The organism is Candidatus Thiosymbion oneisti, assembly GCF_900092655.1.
Classification (GTDB): domain Bacteria; phylum Pseudomonadota; class Gammaproteobacteria; order Chromatiales; family Chromatiaceae; genus Thiosymbion; species Thiosymbion oneisti.
In genome coordinates this window covers 1-819 of record NZ_FLUY01000169.1, presented here as the reverse complement: position 1 = coordinate 819, position 819 = coordinate 1, and the positions used below count along the sequence as shown (strand labels likewise).

Below are 819 nucleotides of genomic sequence, written 5' to 3'. Positions count from 1 at the left end.
GGCAGTTGTCAGGGGGCAGGGGGCAGGGGGCAATCGATACTCGTTCCTACGCTCCGGAGACTGTGCCTGACTGATGACCATTTGTTGGACCGGCAACTCGGCATTCAGGTTTTACCCGATAGCCGGAAGGGCCAATGAAATATCGGTAGTCCCGGGGGCCGACAGAATGTCGGCGATCCCAGGGGCCGACAAGATGTCAGCGGTCCCAGGGGCCGACAAGATGTCGGCGATCCCAGGGGCCGACAAGATGTCGGCGGTCCCGGGCCGGCTGGGACCGCCGTCTTTCAGACGGCTTAAGGACCCCATGACCAGCTGGCGGCAACGCTCAGAGCAGACGCCTTCCGGGCCGCACCGGATAACAACGCCGGACAGCCGGCAGGTGTGATTCCCGTGTATACGAATGGTGAACACCGGTCCGATGCTCTCCGCGGCGCGGAGCTGCCACCTTCCCACGTAGCACGTGGGAACGAGAAAAAGCCCCTCTCCCGCCGGGAGAGAGCCTGCCCCGAGCGCAGCGAGGGGGCCGGGGAGAGGGGATCAAATAAAGGAATGGGGCATAATGAACCGCTCTACGCTAACCATTTTAAAATTTACCACTACCCAATTTCGCCCTCTTCCTCCCACCTGCAGTAGGCGGGGTATCCTATCCGATTTTCCTATACTCAATCCAACCTGGGCAATTCCACGGCTAAGAGGCTGTCTAAAAAGGGCCGCAGACCAGAGTCAGGAGTAGGCTGGGTTGAGGAACGAAACCCAGCGTTTACAGGCCAGCTGGTTTGCTGGGTCTCGTCCCTCGACCCAGCCTACCGATTTAAAATC

The 819-nt window shown here is 60.0% G+C and carries 1 protein-coding gene; it reads right to left on the bottom strand.

Going from position 1 to position 819, the window contains the following annotated elements:
• Window positions 1-111: 111 nt before the first annotated feature.
• Complete coding sequence (locus tag BQ17_RS01580; protein WP_141699032.1) at window positions 112-411, bottom strand: hypothetical protein; 300 nt, start codon at window positions 409-411, stop codon at window positions 112-114.
• Window positions 412-819: the final 408 nt, after the last annotated feature.